General features: G+C 44.7%; 12 protein-coding genes. 1 reads left to right on the top strand and 11 read right to left on the bottom strand.

All coding sequences use genetic code 11. The features are described 5' to 3' along the window. Window positions 1–6: 6 nt before the first annotated feature. The 5 genes from VL525_RS14510 to VL525_RS14490 all read right to left on the bottom strand — a co-directional run bounded on the left by VL525_RS14510 (window position 7) and on the right by VL525_RS14490 (window position 6,340). Window positions 7–675 carry a BON domain-containing protein gene (locus VL525_RS14510; RefSeq protein WP_325387752.1) on the bottom strand — a complete coding sequence of 223 codons (669 nt, stop codon included), beginning with the start codon at window positions 673–675 and terminating at the stop codon, window positions 7–9. Between the two features lie 509 nt (window positions 676–1,184). Beyond that, window positions 1,185–1,865, bottom strand: coding sequence for a hypothetical protein (locus VL525_RS14505; RefSeq protein ID WP_325387751.1), 681 nt, complete (start codon window positions 1,863–1,865; stop codon window positions 1,185–1,187). Then, the gene (locus tag VL525_RS14500) at window positions 1,859–2,815 is read right to left on the bottom strand and encodes an HAD family hydrolase (RefSeq protein WP_325387750.1); all 957 of its coding nucleotides are present in this window, start codon (window positions 2,813–2,815) and stop codon (window positions 1,859–1,861) included. Before VL525_RS14500 ends, VL525_RS14505 begins: the two co-directional genes overlap by 7 nt. Window positions 2,816–4,182: 1,367 nt before the next feature. Continuing rightward, entirely contained in the window at window positions 4,183–4,989 is an 807-nt protein-coding gene (locus tag VL525_RS14495; protein ID WP_325387749.1) for a hypothetical protein, read from the bottom strand. 130 nt (window positions 4,990–5,119) lie between these two features. Beyond that, window positions 5,120–6,340, bottom strand: a complete 1,221-nt coding sequence (locus VL525_RS14490) for a hypothetical protein (RefSeq protein ID WP_325387748.1) — start codon at window positions 6,338–6,340, stop codon at window positions 5,120–5,122. A gap of 158 nt (window positions 6,341–6,498) precedes the next feature. Here VL525_RS14490 and VL525_RS14485 point away from each other — a divergent pair, with 158 nt between their 5' ends. Next, the gene (locus VL525_RS14485) at window positions 6,499–7,263 is read left to right on the top strand and encodes a hypothetical protein (protein ID WP_325387747.1); all 765 of its coding nucleotides are present in this window, start codon (window positions 6,499–6,501) and stop codon (window positions 7,261–7,263) included. 7 nt (window positions 7,264–7,270) lie between these two features. Here the strand turns inward: VL525_RS14485 and VL525_RS14480 are convergent, their stop codons facing one another. Genes VL525_RS14480 through VL525_RS14455 form a run of 6 tightly spaced genes read right to left on the bottom strand, consistent with a single transcriptional unit; the run spans window position 7,271 to window position 15,156 of the window. Continuing rightward, on the bottom strand, window positions 7,271–8,521 hold the full coding sequence (locus VL525_RS14480; protein WP_325387746.1) for a hypothetical protein: 1,251 nt from the start codon (window positions 8,519–8,521) through the stop codon (window positions 7,271–7,273). Further along, complete coding sequence (locus VL525_RS14475) at window positions 8,505–9,659, bottom strand: hypothetical protein (protein ID WP_325387745.1); 1,155 nt, start codon at window positions 9,657–9,659, stop codon at window positions 8,505–8,507. Before VL525_RS14475 ends, VL525_RS14480 begins: the two co-directional genes overlap by 17 nt. A 21-nt stretch (window positions 9,660–9,680) precedes the next feature. After that, window positions 9,681–10,631: an FkbM family methyltransferase gene (locus VL525_RS14470; RefSeq protein WP_325387744.1), complete on the bottom strand. Its 951-nt coding sequence runs from the start codon at window positions 10,629–10,631 to the stop codon at window positions 9,681–9,683. 44 nt (window positions 10,632–10,675) lie between these two features. Further along, window positions 10,676–12,556 carry a glycosyltransferase gene (locus VL525_RS14465; RefSeq protein WP_325387743.1) on the bottom strand — a complete coding sequence of 627 codons (1,881 nt, stop codon included), beginning with the start codon at window positions 12,554–12,556 and terminating at the stop codon, window positions 10,676–10,678. Between the two features lie 22 nt (window positions 12,557–12,578). Next, the gene (locus VL525_RS14460) at window positions 12,579–14,345 is read right to left on the bottom strand and encodes a glycosyltransferase (RefSeq protein WP_325387742.1); all 1,767 of its coding nucleotides are present in this window, start codon (window positions 14,343–14,345) and stop codon (window positions 12,579–12,581) included. A 7-nt stretch (window positions 14,346–14,352) separates the two neighbouring features. Beyond that, on the bottom strand, window positions 14,353–15,156 hold the full coding sequence (locus tag VL525_RS14455) for a glycosyltransferase family A protein (protein ID WP_325387741.1): 804 nt from the start codon (window positions 15,154–15,156) through the stop codon (window positions 14,353–14,355). Window positions 15,157–15,165 lie beyond the last annotated feature (9 nt).

Genomic DNA, 15,165 nt, shown 5'->3' with positions numbered 1-15,165 from the left:
GCCGTTTTAATAAACGTATTCAGGTTCTTCCACTTCAAGTTTGCTCTCGATATGTGCCACCCCTGGTGCTGCCCAGGCGGCATTTTCTGCATCTTCCTTTTCAGTAAATGAACGGACTTTCCCACGAAGGGTGACCTTGTTGCCGAGCACATCGGCCCATATTTTTGAGGAATCAATGGATGCATGCCGCTGAAACGCCGACTTGATCTTTTTTTCAATTTCAACAGGTGAAATTCTCGGCCTTAAGGTGATCAGGTTAAGTACTGAACGAACCCCAGTCAAATTTTGGATGGCGATTTTTGCTGCTACACGCTGATAATCCCACTCTACTTCGCCCTCCAGTGTCACCATGCCGTCGTCAACTTTGATCCTGATCTTATCTTCCTGTACCGCGGCATGCCATTTTAAAGCGTTGAACACCGCATCCGCTATTTCGGTATCCGTCTTACGGTAGGATGGTGAGAACCCCACCTGGATATCTTCAGCGACGGCTTTGACGCCGGCTACCCGTTTTACAGCCTTTTCAGCATATAACTTTTTTGAATAGGTATCTACAATGCCGGTAAGGGTAACTATACCGTTTTTTACGGCAACCCCGATTTCGGATGAAGTTAAAAATGGCTGCCATTTTAATTCATTCATGACGTCTTCTTGAATTTGAATGTCGGTTTTCATGATTTTAGTTTTTACAGTTAAATAGATCCATTAATATTTTATATGATTAGAACAGGCGGAGGCAGAACCCGGTCACGGTGTTGCTGTTCCGTTTTTCTATGATTGATACCGGATTAGTTTAATTCACCTTTTTCATTTGCTTCTTGATTTTTAAATAGGCTGTTTGAAAAACTTAAAGTTGATCTTTCAAACTGATGAGCGCAATGACGGCTGTCACTGTTAATTATGATAGACATCAGTTCTTTTCCCTGGGTGCCCGGCAAAAATTCCCATAGCTATTAGAAGCGGACGTTTTAAAAAGTCCACGCCCGGCGTCAGCTCGCTATTCCCGGTTTTCTAAGTTTATCTAGGTAAAATATCACCTCTTCATCAACAGCCTCATTGAAGTTTTCGTAAGGCTCCAACTCCATAAAATTCCGCCCGCTTCCATTTTTGTTCAAGCGTACCTGGCTAAGATGTTAGACGTTTATTAATCCGGTGGATGGCAAATGCAGCAGCCGTTCTTAAATTCACCCCGGAACAGTATACCGCTCAAGAATAGCGTCGAAAATATCTTTGCGTGTCATGCCGGCAGTCTTTCCGTTCCTCTCAATTTTTTCTGTGGCGGCAGCCAGTTCTTCATCCTTAACGGAATTTTTAAACCAGTTTGAATAATCGTGATTACGCAGATGAAAGAGCCAGGTCTCGTCATCAACGCCCTGCCCTATTTGAATAAAATTCATCAGGTTGCTCGCTTTGAGGTTTAGCTTGAGAAAAGGACCCCTGAAAAAGAAACTGTTGACCGTCATATCGCCGCACGCATATTTGCGTTTATGCCGCAGCAAAATTTGCTGGGGCATGCAGCCATCGATAAAAAACGGGCTTTTTCTTTCTTCGTGCCAAACCATGACATTTCCCTTTTGAAAAACCAGGTGGTCGGTTAAGCGTATAGGCTTGCCTGTAAGCGCAGAAAACGAACTGGCAAGCTCAACCGGTGCTTCGCCGGTCATCATAACAAGATTTATTTTCCGCAAAAAATCACGACATAAAAGTTCGGGGCGGGTGGTTATTAAAACGAAGTTATTAAAGTCTTCAGGCATACCATAAAAGACACCTGTATTTTCTGCCGGCAGAAGATGATTAGCTTCATCTATTAAGATAAAATGCGGATGACCGGTTCTTTCGCGCAGGCTTATCAATTCAGCTAACAAGTTTTAAAGAAAACCGGCCGGTCCTTAAATGGAATAGCGAGCGCACAAACGACAACGTTTTCATTAGGCAAGGTCAAAACCTGAATAATCTCATCAATAGACGGGGCTTGTTTACTATCGCCTATTGTAAGTGCGCCGTCCAGATCGAGATAGTCACCCTCCGGATCGATTAAGCAAAATTGATAATTATTTCCGCACAGTTTTTCCAGAAAAGCTGCAGTCATTGTTGTTTTACCTGAACCGGAGCTGCCGGCAATAAGGATATTTGTGCCGAAGGGACTAACCTTAAAAGGCAGCCCATCTATTTCCGTACCCAGTTGCAAAAAATGCCGGAATAACTGTCTGTCGATTTGAACAAGGTCGTCATGTAACAAATCGCCGATGAGTTCAAGCACGCCATCACTTGCCGGGTGGGTTGTCGTCCAATCGGCCGCCTGCTTAACATGCGGCAAAGCATTTTGAACGGCAATTGAACACTCAACCGCTGAAAGCATGGCATTATCATTTTCGGCATCACCGACGGCGACCGCATTGTGTTCTGAAATATTTAAAGCGAATAGTGCCTTGTGCAGTCCGGTAGCTTTGTTAACTGCCGGAGGCAATACCATTACCGCGTTTTTGTTAAATATAACCTGGTGCTCCAATCCACTTCGTTGAATTGCATCAAGAAGAATACGCTCATACGGCATCCATGTCGAAACGATGACTTGCCCTTTTTCGTAAGGTATTTTACTTTTTGCAAGCAAATCGAAAAAACCAGCCGGAGGAGGGCTGCCGATAATTTCTTGTTCCAAGGTAGCAGGGTTAAAAACGAGGGCGCCATTTTCCGCTACGATCGCGTCAAAAACTCCGAACTCCGGAAAAGCGTTTTTCAAATCATTCAACTGCCTGCCTGTTACAAGTATTAGCCTCCTGCCCGTTGCTTTAAGATCTTTTAATGCCTGTAGCACAGCGGCCGGAACCTGGTTATTTTCGGCCAGTGTCCCGTCATAATCTGTTATAAAGGCGTGGTATCTCACGGCATGATCTATCAGTAATAGCGACAAAAATGCATAAGGAACATCAAAGTGGCAATGACGGTAATCATTACAAACCATGACGTTAATCAAGTTTTAAAATCAGCGGTCAGGCTCTTGAGCGGGCATTTGCATGGACAGCAGTCGTAAATGCGATAAATAGAGCAGACCACTTTTTTAATCGCGCGTTGAGCTGCCCGGCTCTATATATTTCAGGTAACATGCTATTGCCCAAATCGGATGTTATAAAACCCAACGGCTTTAGATGCTATCAATCAGGTTGAATTATAAAACAAGTATGGGGAAGCTAACACCCCATACTTTTAAAAAGATATTAAAATATAAGGATGCCGTTGAAACGGGATACTTCGCTCCATTAAGGGGGTGGGCAGTGTGGCGAAGCTATGCTGAGGGTTAGAGTCCCTAAGCGTTCCCCCGGCCCGCGTTCGCCTGTCGCTCCTTATTAAATAAAAAGGAAGGTGCCGTAAATAAGTCTTACTTCGACCAGAACCGTTGTCGGGCGATATGCTACGTGCGGTACGATTGACTTATTGCTTTTTGCCCTTCTTTTAAAAGAAATTGAAAATAAAAAGGTGTCGTAAACAAGTGTTACTTCGAGCTTTTAACTCCCAGGTCGCCGGTTCGAGCCCGGCCTTTAGTGAAAACTAATGTAGCTCAGTTGGTTAGAGCAGGATAGTCACTTGTTGCTTTTTACCCTTTTTAATTTAGAATATTAAGGTGCCGTAAATGTGCGCTACTTCGTGTCGCCGGTTCGATCCCGGTTTTTGGAGCGATCCATTGTAGCTCAGTTGGTAGAGCAGTAAAAAGCGCATGTTGATGATTGCCCTTAAGAAAAAGAAGATGCCGTTAGGCAAGCGTTACTTCGAAACCTGTCACGTTTGAATACATAGTCGTTTGCCGCCTGTAGCTCTTCTTATTTTATAAAAATATATACCTAAACCTGAAAAGGTGCCGTAAACTGGTGATACTTCGGTATGACGTCCGCCAACTGGCGGAAGCTGCAGATTCGAGTTCTGCCTGCAAGCAATTGCAGTGGTCTAAATCTAAAAAACCTCACCGGTTGCTTTTTGCCCTTTTTTAAAAACATAATGAAAGATGCCGTAAGTGTGTGATACTTCGCTGGTGAAACCGCGTAAGCGGGCAGGTTCGAATCCTGAAAGCCACTCACTGACCATCGCTCTTTCATTTATATTTTGTACGCTTATATAATTACTATGACCACTCTTTATATGGACTGGGTGTGTACATACTAAATAGCAGGGTTTATTGTGAAACGCCTGTTAATTAAGCTTATAATAACCATAGTTTTTCATTAGATCCCAATCTATTTCTGCTTCAAGGATCGTTATTATGTCGGAAGACAGGTCGTTAAGGTAATTCTCCTTCAGGTAATAATCCCGTGTAAATTCATCGTTGTTTTTGTCTGCAGTAAATTCCTGGTCCCAAACAGTGGGCACCGTACTACCTTTTATGTCGACAAAAAAGGGCCGGCTGCTTTTTAATCGAAGCCGTTGACTAAGACCGCTGAGAAAACCAGCTGTATCGGCAAGTATATCTTCGTACCGCACAATCGTAGTTTGCGCGGGAAATTGTTTTGAAAGATCAAAATATGAACTATATAATGAGTTGAACTCCCGCGACTTTAGCTTGATCAATAAGTTAATCCTTGCCTTATGCGAATATGCTCCATTGGCAAGCAAAATATCGCGGTAGTTATTATTCACCCACGATTCAGGGTCTTTGTTACTATTGATCCATGCATAGGGATTTTTTATGGATACCAGGTAATGGATCTGGTGGTTCGATACAGCGTTTGACAATCCGGCCGCGTGAACTTTCATAAATGCTGTTTGTTCTGCGCTAAACGGAAGCGATGTTTCAGCCGGGTGAGCTGAAGTGGCCGCTATCACAAAACCTTCAGGATCGTTATGGTATTCTTCTAAATATTTTTGCAGATCGACGGGATATTCATGTTTTCCGCCAAGGGTATGCATTAAGACAATAACGTCCTCAAAGTTTTGCTGCAATAGTGCTCTCAAATAATTTGTACCAGTTCTTTTGCAGCCGTACTGTTTAAAGTAGCGCATAAATTAAGATTCAGGATTTTGAATCTAAATATATAAAAATAATTTGTACGCCGGCATCAGCGAAAAATAGCGTAAAGTTGAATTAACCTCTGGTATTCAAGCACGAAAAATACTTTGAGAATATTGTGCTTTATTTAAAAGAAGATAATTTTACCGCCATACGGTCGTATGAAAGCCACCTTCCTTTCCAACAATTGTTAGTGCTTAAATAAAGGTAACAAGTAGGGCCGCCGTTATTAGTAATGATAAGTACTATGTTACCGGTTTTGTCTTGCTCAACCATCCATCCCGTTTCCATCTCTCCGCGCCCCTGTCCTATACTGAAATCGGGTTTTAACTCAAGCAGGCGTGTGCCATGTCCTTCCAGGAAGTAACTGAAGTTTCTTATTTTAACAATGTCTTCATATACAGCTTTTTCTGATGTTGTAAATTCAAAAGGCAGGTGTCTGACCACCCCGCTCCATAAACTTTGCAATTTTTCTACGAATGACACGCACACGGCCTCGTGCTCAAATCCGTTGACATGAACAGGCTTTTCAAAAATGTTCCACTTGGCCCTGTTGCGGTGCTGAAAGAGAATTCTTCCGTCGAAATAGTGTTGAAAAATGCCGCAGCCATTTTCCATTTCGGCCGGGCGGAAGGGCACAAGGGCATATTGCTGTTTGGCCTTATGCCAGGAAATATGGAAGGTATCTTTATCGCCGTAAAACCATCGATAGTAAAAGCCGGAATGCTCATTTAGATGAAGGGATAACAGCAGCGGTTTCCAGCAGACTCTTTTATTAACTAATAGTTGGCCTGCCTCAAATTCGGGTTCATCACGGTATTCCACGCCGCAAACAGACCATGCGGCGGGTTTTAGCCATTGTATCCCTGTTCCACTGCCAAAGTAGCGATCGGGCCAGAAAACCGCTCCGGATAACAAGTATTGAATACTGTCAAACAAAAACGATGGATCTTTAACAGGTATGTTGTCGACATCTAAATACAAAACCTCTTCAAACGTGCTATGTACTATTGCATAGGCTTTTAACTCCCATCCGTTTAACCTGTGTCCCCCATATATTCCAACATGCCCGTATGCGTCTATACATTTAACGTTTAAGGGTTCCAGCCAATTGATCATATTCACATTCATCTCAGACGGTCCTCTATACCAAACTTCTATAGAAAGGGTACACCCCAGGTATCTTAACAAGTTAATACATACCCATGTACACGTAAAGTAGTTGCCACCCCCGCATAGCACTATGCCTTTACCGCTAAAGGTATCTGCAGGAAAGTTCACCTCCTGTTCCGCTATCGAGTCCAGCATACTCCGGTAGTAAGCCCGATCTTCTGCTTCGTTCATCCGTTTTTCTTTGTTATTTGATTGCTGGTATTCAACAACAATATTTTTACGATGACCTGGTTTTGGCTTCGTTCAATTGTATAGTGCCAATTTCATATCAGGGGTAATCTATTAAAAAAAATTGCTAATTTTTGAACCGGTCGAATTATCCGGCTCTTATGGAAATAATGAACAACCCAACGGTACTTATACTTACGCCTTTTAAAGACGCCTCAAAAAATCTGGAAAGATATTTTGGATTGTTGAATAACCTTACTTATCCAAAAAAATTGATATCGCTGGGCTTTCTTGAAAGTGATAGCCAGGATACGACGTACAATGATGTAAAGGAGCGTCTTACTCATTTGAGAGAAATTTTTAACGATGTTAATCTTTGGAAAAAGGATTTTGGCTTTCAAATTCCACATGGGCAACCCCGCTATTGGACCCCTATTCAGCAAACACGCCGAAGCATTTTGGCGCGCAGCCGCAACCAGTTACTTTTCCGGGCATTGAAGGAAGAGGAATGGGTGATGTGGCTTGACTCGGATTTGCTTGACTACCCTGCTGATATTATTGAAACCCTGTTGAGTTTTGAAAAAGATATCCTGCACCCTCATTGCGTGTATGAGTACGGCGGCCCCACTTTCGATCTGAACGCCTGGCGCGATCATGGGCGCCGGCACATGCACGATCTGAGAGGCGAGGGCAACCTGGTTAGGCTCGATAGCGTCGGAGGTACTATGCTTTGGGTAAAGGCCGATGTACATCGCGACGGACTCATTTTTCCGTCATTCCCTTATGGCCTTGGAAATCCGCTCATCAGGCGCGACAATCACTGGCTTGGTGAATTGGAAACAGAAGGATTCGGGATTCTTGCCAATGATATGGGACTAACCTGCTGGGGCCTGCCCAATTTGGAGATCAGGCATTTAAGAGAATGACCATCGTTCAACGGTTGTTATAAAGCTTTTCTTCGGCGAGTTTTATAAATTGTTTGCATTCGCGCTCGTGAATAAAGCCGTCGATGGTCAAATTTTGATCGTCTTTCAGCCACTTATCGCCATACCGGTGCTGAAAAAGCGGTTTGCCCGACATATCATGCTGTACCATGGTACAATGCAGGTGTAAAATCGGCTTCGGAACGATGGTATAATCAATACCCAGCCGCCTCCAGGCCATATGAAAGGTTTCCTTATCGCCGTTAACCAGCCGGTAAAAAAAATTATTATGCTGATTATAAAACATGGCGAGCCGCAATGCATTATAGTGCTTTAATCGGTCGACAAGCAATTGCCCCGATTCAAATTCCGCTTCCTGGTAATAGGTAACGCCGCAAACCTCCCATATTGGTCTGTGTTCGCTAAGCGCCCCAAAATCTGGCCAAAAAACACTGCCTGTTTTTTTAAACGAAGGATCATCGAAAAGGTATTCGGGGTTGCGGACAGGAATGTTATCTGCATCCAGTAACAGTACTTCCGCAAACCGGCTGTTAAGCAAAGCATAGGGTTTTAGCGCCCACCCGCTCATCTGGCCAATTATTGGTGCGTTCCCTTCGTTATACGCATCGCAGCACTGCACGTTCAACCTTTGTAATTCGGGCACCAACCTTGCAGGGATCTCATCAGTGCCAAGGTGCCATAGCTCGATAGGCAAGGTACATCCCAGCGTTTCCCGCAAAATGTTGATGAGCACCCACGCGCCTATGAAATATTTTTCGCCACCACCCGGTATAATGATACCCTTTCCTGCGCCTGTTGCTATCGGATGGTCAGAAAGAGAGGCAACGAAGTTTTCCTGCAAAGATCTATAGTATGTTTTTTCCTCCTCCGTGCAAGTGGCGTAAACCGGCTCAAGTAATATATCTGGTTGTGCCTGCAGAAGCTGCTGGCCCTTCCAATCACCGTTCTCGTCTTTTCTGAGTGTGTAGGATGATCCGTTATTACCGGTCGATATCACGAGGGTCGGAACACCATCTGGCTCATCTTTCAATTCCCAGGTGGCGCCCGCCTCTACCGCATGGCGGGAATGGAAATATCCCGAAACGAATATTCGAAAATCGGGCATCAATTCAAGCAATTGCGATCCATGGCCGGCCACTGTGTAACGATACACTTTAGCGCTGCATATTTCCCGGAAACAGTTGAATACATCCTCCCGGTGTGTTTGCGATCGATAGGCCAGTTTATGCTCCCCGTCCATACACGTTATCAATTATATTCAAAACTTGTTTGGTAGTGTTGGCCCAGGTAAATCTTCCGCGAATTGCCTCCGCAGCCGATTGTGAACACAACTGTTGGCCTTTTACGGCTTGTTTAATAATGTCAACCGCGGCGTCATGTTCGGGCTGCCAGAATCGAAGTCCGCTTAATAAGGTGGGAGGGTAAAAATGAGGTACATCGATTTCGTATGAGGGTATAAAACATGTCCACCGTTCGTCCATCCAATTTTCATAGGCACTGTGCCGGGGTGCAATTAACTGTAACCCGCAGGCGCCCGCTTCCATCATAGGCAGGTCCCACCCTTCGCCATGCGACATACTGATGTAATGCGTTGCAACGGCGTATAGCGAAGGCATAGCGGCTGGATGAAGCACGTCCGTGATCCAGAAAACAGGCGCGGCTTTTTCAAATGTTTTGCCTGTGCGCCGTTCCATTGCCCTTATTTCATTTTGCAGCCAATTATACAGTTCATGCTGGTACAGGCAGGCTTTTAATATTAATACCGCATCGTCGGCATCGGTAGTGGCATCCAACCAGGCAAGCAGCAGTCCCGTGATATTTTTTCGTGGGATAAAGTCTGATATATTCAGTAACCGTGTACGGTATTCATGCACCGCTTTACCCCTTATCCTGCCAATATTGCCGGCAGGGATACCGGGTTTAAAAATTTCACTATCGATGCCTAAAGGGCAAATGCTTATTTTATCTTCGCTTACGCCCGAACGTATCCAGGCGTTGGCCGATGAGGCGGTCGGTACGATGACGTGATCATGCTGCATGCTGTGCAATGCCCATTCACGGGGAATCGTACTTGCCTCGAACATGGTAAAATTCACATTATACGTATCGTTGCAGGGCTGTACCTGGGGAGGCATTACAAAGTGTAATGTAACTCCTGGTTTTACAAGCAAGGGCGGCTGTGTTTGTGAAAGAGGTGAAAGCCAGTCCTGCGGCAGCGAAACTGGCCCCCAGGCAAATTCGTAAAATTCAAACAACCGCTTATTTTCCGCCAGGCCCTTGCATAACTGCCTTACCTGGTTGTCGTAACCGGTAGGGCCCCTGCACGGCCCGACGATGCGGAAATTTATCTGGTCACGGGTCATTTCAGCTTCAGGCATTTAAACATATCCCAATCACTCTTAATTCCGGCTGAATATAATTCCGTCATCGCTGATATTGTGGTAATACATGTTATTCAAGAGAAAAGAAAATGCATTTTCAGGCACTTTTATTCCTTTTGACGGTACGGTCAAAAATCTAAAGCCGGGAATGGAGCCGAGAAGTTCGTCAACACTTATCGCACTAACATTTTGCAAGTGGTGGGGGATAAACTCCACAATTAGCGTTTTTGAGTTTCTCAATAGATTTTGCATCCCTCTTAAAGCAAAATACTCCGAGCCTTCAATATCCATAATAATGATTTCGAACGGCGTTCCCGCTAAAAGATCATCAAGCGGAGCCGCCCTGACAATGATCTCGGCAGGGTTATCATAGGTGTAGATAAAATTATCCACAAGGGGCTTGCGTTTGCTGCCTCCCGAATTTACCCTGTTAACAATGAAGCTGATCTCTTCGAAATTATCATTTGCGGCCAGGTTTATGGCTGTACAATTTTGTACATCATTCAAAAGAATATTCATTTCCAGCAGCCTGAAAGTGTTTGGGTTGGCTTCGATTGCTGTAACATCCCCGCATGTTTTTGCTATCGGAATAGCCAATGTACCCACATGCGCCCCGATTACCAGTACATTGCTGCCTGCTGCGACAAGATTTTTTATGCGTGCTAATTCATCGTCGCCGTAACTGCCGGTGGTCCGCAGCCTGTAGCCAATCTCATAATCTTCAGGGTCAACCAGAAACTGCCCGGTCTTCGCGCTTACCAAAATGGCCCTCGCATACTCACCAATTTGCGCACGGAATGCCGAACTCATCCCTGCTTTACGGGAAAGCTCTTCATTTAACCTAGGGTCATTATAATCGCCTGCATTTTTTTTTCTGTTTTTTTCCCTGATCGCTTCGGCTGCTATTTGCTGCTCGCTCGCTGGCAAGCTCAGGAATTCTGAAATAATCTGCGATAGGTTTATTGACATAATTTTTGGTGGTTTTGGAAGTTGAAACCGGAAATGATAATGGCTTAGTTAAGATGTGCAAAAATCAAATTACCGTTCCTTTCCTTAAAAAAATAGGGCTTTGGCAGTTTATAATAATCCAACGCCTGTAACAAGGGCCGCTGCTGACCAAGAATGTATTCCCTTTCCCGGCTTCCAAAAGCTGTTACGCGTTCGTGGTGCATTTGGGAGTGAATATTTCGCTGGTGAAAACGGTATATGTATAAAAAGCCGTGGTTAGATAACGTTGCAACCTTTATTTTTCCATAAAAGCCATCCATAAAAGCATTATCCTCAGCTTTTACTGAGGTGGGACCCGCTTCGGGGTAACGGAAACGATCATCACGAAAGATCATCATGCTGCCCGGAAGCATTTGTTCCTGTTTTTTTAAAAGGTCCTGGAAGGTCCAGTCTATCCAAAACAGTTCCTGTTGCTGTTCAAAAAATTGCAGATGGTCGCTCAGGAAGCAAGCCTTGGAATTACTTTGTATCATGTAATTATACTGCAACTCAAGACGTTGAGGATGATACAGGTCGTCGTCGTCCCACAAGCATAATATCTCGCCGCCTGAACTGTCTATAGACAGGTTGCGTTTCCTTCCCAGGTTGTTATCCTGCTGATCATACCACACAAAATGAATATCGTCCCGGCCCATGCACGTAAGGTAATCCTCAACTCCTTTCCTGAAATATTCCTGCCCCGATCCAACAATGATCAACTCCTTTTTTGGGTAGGTTTGGTCGATATAACAATTGACTGCCTGTTTCAGCAAAATAAGCCGGTTCGATGTAACCATTAAACAGCTGATGAGCGGCAGGTTTTCTTTTGTCGTTTCCCGGCTCTTCTTTGCCACTGCCTCATTATTTTTGGTCACGCCCGTTACCAGCAGTTCAGCCGCGTCACGCAGGAAATTGTCGGCCACTTTGTCCCATGTAAACTGGCTTACGTGCTGCCGCCCTGCTTTTTCTATTTCGGCCCGGAGCTCATCGTTTTCAAGAATTTTTTTCATTTCGGCTGCAAATGCTGCCGAGCCACTTTCTATCCCCGGGTGATACGCAACGGTCTCTGCCAGGGCTGCCACAGGCCGTGTTAAATATGCTGTACCGCAAGCCTGCGCTTCTACCGCCGAAATGCAAAATGTTTCGGGAAAGTGCGGCGGATAGATGGCTAATTTACTTTCCGCCAAATTGCGATAAAGCTCCTTTTTGTTGAATGATTGGAGTGTGACGTTAAATCCAAGCCGTTGAAGATCCTCTATCTGCCCGAGATAATGCGCACCCGCTACTTCGTTAGGATACAAGTAGGAGCAAATGACAAATTCCAGGTTTGGGTCATTCAATAATTTGTAGGCTTCAAGCGCCTCGGTCAACCCTCGTTCGGGCCTGGAGTTGAATATGATCTTGTTCTTTTTTTCAGTCACCGCAGCGGCGGTTTCATTTATACTTTCGATATCAATGCCGTTGAAACTCTTTTTTATTTTATGTTGCTGATGCGGAAAAATTTTTACCACTTCACCCACGTGATAGTCGGAAAGGCAATAGATAAGATCGATCCCGGGGAACACAGCATTCATGTCAGGAGCCATAGCGTGTGTAAACAGGTCGTGGCACCACAGTATCTTTACTTTTGCTTTTATAGGCTGATGAAAGACCTGGTAAAACCGGGAACAGATAAAAATGTCGAATGTGTGCTCTTTGCGCCATGAGTCCCACGCGGCCAGACTGAGATATTGTACCCCGTGGAAAACGCCCTCTTCCGAACAAATGCAAAAAGCGGTTACGTTATGCCCTTGTTTTGCAAACTCGCGCGCCAGGTAAATAAAAGCCGACTCGGACCCGCCTAACGATCGTTGATCTATCATGTTGCCGGTAAACGGCAGTCCTTCTGTATAAAGCGCAACATCCATTGTAACAATTTCCCTTTAAAAATTACTGGTCACAATTTTTTATCAGCCAAACCTTATCGTCGAACTGAATATTCTCAAAGCCTGCTAACTCCATCAAACTATAAGCAAACGGTAGTAAAAAATCTTTACCGGCATTGCCTTCGGCAACCTTTCGGGTACCTTTTACAGACGAACAATAGCTAAGCAAAAGGCTTCCCTTTAACGAAAGGGAAACCGGGTAACTTTCCTGGAGTTGTACCCGCTTTGCTTCAATTGCCGGAACAAGGGGCATTGAAGTGCCGTATTGGCCGTTCTCTTTTCTAAATTGTGAATACAGCAACTGACAATAGCGGTTACTATATTCTTCATTGATCTCGGTAAGTACGGAATCTGATGCAAGCCAATCTTGCCCCCGCATCAGGTACACCAGGTCATCCGGCCCGATCAACCCGGGCAGATGCCGGGCTATTAACTGATCGATAGCACAATGCAGGTCCTCGCGTATGGTTTTCATCCCTGTTTGTCCGGATATTTTGGCAATGGACCCATCTGTAGAACCGTTATCGATAAAAATATATTCCGTGTCCGTATAAGTTTGTTGCATTAGCCGTTCAATGCAGTTATCAAGAAAATGGCCAGGGTTATGGCATACGACCACAACCTTGATGGTGTGCCTGAGCGACAACGGCCGCTCACGTTTTTTATACATGGCATTCAAACTGAATTTCCGGTTCTCGATCACCCGGACAAACAGCTCTGCCGAAATTCCTTTCTTTTGCAGCAGTTTATTGTTAGTGCTTACAGCGGATGCCTGATCGCCAACCCAATAGGAGCAAACTGCAAATTCGAGTGGAACAAACCAGTTGTAAAGATCGTTTTCGACAAAAAGGATATCATCGGGTTCGGGTATTGTTACTGCTTTCTTTGCAAAAATGTACGCCAATTGAAATTCGCCCGTCACATACATATAATGACGGATGATACCGAACAACGGGCCCACACGTTTAGGATAATACTGGTAAGCTTTCAGGTAGGCTTCGAGTATGTTTGCCCAATTATCGCCCCTTCGTTCCATCAGCTGGGCAACCTGGTATAACGAGTACCACACCTCCTGATCCCAGCCGCCTTTTTCAGCTCTTTTAGTGTAATATTTGATTGCCTGGTCAATATCATTGGCGTCCTTGTAACTTTGGGCCAGGTAAAACAGGTAGCGTAAATTGCCGGGTTCGTCAAGCAAACCCTGTTCTAACACAAGAGCATCTCTTTTAAATTTATTCGGATCGGAAGATCGGGCGCCATCCAGGAAACGCACCACGCTTATACCTTCGTATAACCCCGGGGTGGCAGCCTCGTCGCAATATATATATTCGTGCAGTACGCCTTCATAACGCCAGTTAAGGCGATTGTTTACCAGTTGGCAACGGCGATAAGTAATACCGTTATCCAGGAATTTTATCAAATAAGAGTCCCCGGTTAAGCCACGCCATTCAAAACCGGGATCAAGCGCTACTATTTCATCAGCGTCGATAATGAATATATAATCCCCTTTCCCCCTGGCCAGCGTTAAAGCCTCGGACCTGTTGTGCCCAAAATTGATCCACGGGCGTTCGTGCAGTTCGCCTGGCACATCGCTCATAAATGAGCGAATGAGTTCCTGCGTGCCGTCCGACGAACCGGTATCTACTATAACCCAGTAATCTATAATGTTTTTTAACGAGCCAAGGCAACGCTGAATGACCTTCGACTCATTTTTTACTATCATGTTCAGGCAAATAGTTGGCCTGTTTGTTCCCTTTGCAGCGTTTTGCATAGATAAATTATTCGTTGTAAGTGAAAAATGAGCGGTTGTCGCGCACCTTGAAAATATAAGGCATGGGCAGTTGATACTGCTTTAAGGCTTTTCGCAGAACCGCCTCATTTGCTCTGGCAAATTCAAATGAACATGCATGTGTAGACGCGATCAGGTCATGATGTGCGAGGTTAAACGCATTTTGGCCGTGATACCGGTAAACATAAATATAACCCCTGTGACGCAGCCGGGTAACTTTTATATGTTGGTATAGCTGATAAAGATAATCCGTATCCTCGCCGGTGCGAGCGTAATGCCCATCCTCGGGATAACGGAAACGGTCGTCTTTATACGCCATCATGCTTCCGGGAAACAGCTGGTCTCTTTCGTGAATAGTGTTCGAAGCTATCCAATCAACCCAAAAAATTTCGCCCCTTTGCGCAAAATAGTGCAGTTGATCACCCAAAAAACATGCTCCGGCATTTTCCTTCTTCATATGATCGTATTGTATTTGCAGCCTGTCCGAATGGTAAAGATCATCATCGTCCCATTGACAAATGACGTCGCCCGAGGCGTTTTCTATAGATATATTTCTAAGTTTACCTAAAGGATGATCCGCCTCGTCTAAAAATACAAATTTGATATCACTCCGCCTTAGCGAATGCACATAATCAGCAAGGCATCGCTTATAATACGCTGTGCCGTCGGTAACTACCACCAGTTCCTTATTCGGATAAGTCTGGGCCATAAAACAGGCAACAGCTTGTTTCAACAAAATAAGCCTGTTTGCCGTCACGGTCAGGCAGCTTATTTTGGGCAGATCATCATGCATTCTCAGGCC

It is taken from the genome of Mucilaginibacter sp., assembly GCF_035492695.1.
Lineage (GTDB): Bacteria > Bacteroidota > Bacteroidia > Sphingobacteriales > Sphingobacteriaceae > Mucilaginibacter.
Note: the sequence above shows the minus strand (reverse complement) of the source record. Positions and strands in the feature narration are given on the sequence as shown.